Annotated in this window: 4 protein-coding genes; all 4 read left to right on the plus strand. The window is 60.1% G+C overall.

Translation table 11 applies throughout. From position 1 onward, the window contains the following. On the plus strand, positions 1–777 hold a 777-nt coding region (locus ACFFAR_RS27950), incomplete at its 5' end, for a YbfB/YjiJ family MFS transporter (protein ID WP_375508883.1). A gap of 27 nt (positions 778–804) precedes the next feature. Then, complete coding sequence (locus ACFFAR_RS27955; protein WP_375508884.1) at positions 805–1,668, plus strand: fumarylacetoacetate hydrolase family protein; 864 nt, start codon at positions 805–807, stop codon at positions 1,666–1,668. Between the two features lie 45 nt (positions 1,669–1,713). Further along, positions 1,714–2,826: an amidohydrolase family protein gene (locus ACFFAR_RS27960; protein ID WP_375508885.1), complete on the plus strand. Its 1,113-nt coding sequence runs from the start codon at positions 1,714–1,716 to the stop codon at positions 2,824–2,826. 41 nt (positions 2,827–2,867) lie between these two features. Next, positions 2,868–3,618: aldehyde dehydrogenase family protein (locus ACFFAR_RS27965; protein ID WP_375508886.1), on the plus strand; the 751-nt coding region annotated here is incomplete at its 3' end.

Raw genomic sequence — 3,618 nt, forward strand, 5'->3', positions numbered from 1 at the left:
ACGGTCTTTGACATTGCATTCGTTGCCGTCGGCTTATTTATTGGCGAACGGGCAGAACCGAGCGACGCGGGCAAGTCGCCCGGCGCGACTCGCGCGGCAGCTCAGGCCCGCGCTCGCGGGTTGCCCGGCATCGAAGCAAGCGCGGCGGTGCGCTCTTCGCATTTCTGGATGCTGGCGGCGGTGTTCTTCTGCATACCGATCGTTGCAAACGGAACCGTCGTGCATCTCGTGCCCTTGCTGACCGATCGCGGGATTCCGGCAAGCCGCGCAGTCAGCGTATTTGCCGGTATTGGCGTAGCGCTGATCGTAGGGCGTCTCCTATGCGGATTCCTGCTAGATCGTTTTTTTGGTCCTCATGTGGCGATCGCGTTCGTCGTGCTGCCATTGATAGGCGTCTTGACGTTGCTCGCCAGTAGCGATCCCACGCTCACGACGGTCGGCGCCGTGCTGGTCGGACTGGGATTGGGGGCGGAAGTCGATCTGATTGCCTATTTGCAAAGCCGCTACTTCGGCTTGCGCGCGTTCGGACAGATTTACGGTTACTTGTTCGCGGTGTTCACCGTTGGCACTGGACTCGGCCCGTTCGTGATGGGTGCGACGTACGACGCGACGGGGTCTTATCGTCCGGCATTGGTGGCGTTCGTTGCCGTTCTGGCTTGCGCCGCGTTCTTGCTGACCCGGTTACCGCGTAGCTATCCGTTTCCGGTTATTTCCGATGACCCCGCTGACGATACCGAATTGTTGAAGAAACGTTCCTCGCCTGCGAGCCTTGCCTGAATCTCTCTCTATTTCCTCTATAAATCAATGAAACTCGTTACTTATCGACATAACGGCAAGACTTCAATTGGCAAAGTGGACGGCGACCGGGTGGTCGACCTGCCGCACAATGATCCGGCGTTGCCTAACACCATGCTGGAGTTGCTGCAGGCGGGTCCCGACGCAATGGCGCGTGCACACGAAGTTCGGGGCGATTACGCGGTGCCGCTTGCCGGGGTCGAACTGCTTGCGCCGTTGCCGAACCCATCGAAATTTCTCGCGATCGGCATGAACTATCGCAAGCATGTTGAGGAGGCCGCGAAGGTGGGTGTGCACACGCCACCCACGCAAGTGTGGTTCAACAAGCAAGTGTCCTGCATCAACAGCCCTTTCGGCGACGTCCATCTGCCAGCTGTGTCGGACAAGCTCGACTACGAGGTCGAGTTGTGCGCCGTGATTGGACAGCGCTGCAAGCATGTCAAGCGCGAAGAGGCGGGAAGCTATATTGCCGGATATATGGTGTGCAACGACGTTTCAGTGCGCGACTGGCAACTCGCCACGCAGACCATGACGATAGGCAAGTCGTTCGATACCTGTGGTCCGACTGGCCCGTGGATTGTTACTCCGGACGAACTCGGAGATCCGCATGCATTGCGCCTTCGCATGTGGGTGAACGACGAGTTGCGGCAGGACGACGAGACCGGTTCAATGATCCATGACATCTTTGCCCAGGTCGCTCATCTCTCAACTGCGTTCACGCTCGAACCCGGCGACCTTCTGGCAACTGGAACGCCATCGGGTGTCGGCGTGGCGATGAACCCGCCGACGTATCTGCGCGTGGGTGACGTCATGCGCGCGGAAATCGATGGAATCGGGGCAATCGAGAATCGCGTCGTTGCCGAAGTTATCTGAAGCACTCATTCGTCAAGCGTAGGCGCAACAAGTTCGGGACACACGATGCATCAAGACAATAACAACATTCTTGATTTAGACACGGATCGCGCGGCGAGCCCCGCGCGACGCAAGTTCGGCAAGATGGCAGCGGCTCTGCTCGCTATTGGGGCCATGCCAGGTAGGGCACAGACAACTGACGCGCCCGCACAGGTTCAGCGAATCGACGTCCACCATCATTTTTTGCCTGCGGTCTTTCGCGAGACCATGGGGGAGGCGGCCATTGGCGCACCGGCTCCGAATGGCGTTGCTCCGCAGTGGAAGGTAGAGGATTCCCTCGCGGTCATGGACCGTCAGGGCATCACGACCGCAGTAGTATCGGCGCCGCCTCTATGGATGCCGGACATGGCCAAGACGCGTCGCCTTACACGCGCCTGCAATGAGTTTTCGGCGCAGATGGTAGCCGACCGCCCCACGCGTTTTGGCGCGTTCGCCGCGTTGCCGTTGCCGGACGCGGGCGCGGCGCTCAAGGAGATCGAGTATTCACTCGATACCCTGAAGGCGGACGGTATCGGGCTGATGACGAACTACGGCGACCGATACCTCGGCCACACTGAATTCGTCCCTGTCTTCGACGAACTCAATCGACGCAAGGCGGTTGTGTATGTGCATCCAACATCCTGCAATTGCAATCGCGGCCTCTTGCCGGACGAACCAGCTTCGTTGATCGAATTCCCACACGACACTACGCGTACTGTCGCCAGCCTGATGTTTTCAGGGACCTTCACTCGTTGTCCAGACATTCGCTTTATCTTTTCCCATGCCGGCGGGACGGTGCCATTCCTCGCTACGCGCATGGCTATCCTGGGCGCCCAGGACAAGGGGCTTGCCCGCAATGTGCCGCAGGGCGTCATGCCGATTCTGCGCAGTCTTTACTACGACACCGCCATTTCAGCCAATCCGATTTCAATGGCTGCGTTGCTCAAACTGGTCACGCCTGCCAACGTGGTGCTAGGAACAGATTTCCCGTTCGTGCCAGAACGCGGCATGCAGGCAACGCTCGCAGGCTTGCGCGAAGTGGGTTTTGGCCCGGCTGAGTTGCGGGCGGTCGAAGGCGGCAATGCGGCTCGTTTGCTCGATCGCGTGGCGCGTGACGGCGCACACATCCTTCCGAGCTAAATGGTTCTTTAGTACAACTATCAATCGAGGAGACATTTTCGATGTCAACAGCGCATGAAGCACGACATTGGGTCGCGGGGGAATGGCTCGCCGACGGTCCCAGGCGCGAAAGTATCGATCCCGCCACGGGCAATGTGATCGGCTATTACTACGATGCACCCGAGCAGACCATGCAGGCGGCCATAGATGCCGCTGCCCAGGCATTTCTGCGCAGCTCATGGCGAAGCGATTCGCACCGTCGCGCGACGGCCCTGAGCCATCTCGCCGATGGATTCGAGGCCCGGCTCGATGAGGTTATCGATTCGCTGTGCCACGAGAACGGCAAGGTTCGTCCCGAAGCGACGTTCGAAGCGTCGCTGATTCCGCGGGCGCTGCGATTTGCCACGGGGCTCGCCATGCATAATTTCGGGCGCGTGCTGGAAAGCCGGCCAGGACAGCAAGCGATGTCGATCCGCGAGCCCATCGGTGTCGCGGGCTTGATCATTCCGTGGAATTCTCCGGCTTACCTCTGCATCCGCGCACTCGCGCCCGCGCTTGCCGCCGGATGCACAGCGGTAATCAAGATGCCGCATCAGGCCGCGCAGACGGCGTCTTTGCTGGGCCGCATTATCGAGTCAGTAAGCGATATTCCGCGCGGCGTAGTCAATATCGTCATCGAGTCCGGTGCCGATGGCGCACGGCGGCTCGTGGATTCGCCCAAGGTGCCGGCGATCAGCTTCACGGGCAGCACCGCGACCGGACGTGCAATTGCACGGGCTGCGGCGGACCGCCTCAAGCGGGTCGGGCTTGAAC

It is taken from the genome of uncultured Caballeronia sp., assembly GCF_964243625.1.
Classification (GTDB): Bacteria; Pseudomonadota; Gammaproteobacteria; order Burkholderiales; family Burkholderiaceae; genus Caballeronia.

Bases quoted from the DNA above. Each gene is read 5' to 3' on its own strand.
- ACFFAR_RS27955 (WP_375508884.1), top strand. From the start codon at position 805: ATGAAACTCGTTACTTATCGACATAACGGCAAGACTTCAATTGGCAAA.
- ACFFAR_RS27960 (WP_375508885.1), top strand. From the start codon at position 1,714: ATGCATCAAGACAATAACAACATTCTTGATTTAGACACGGATCGCGCG.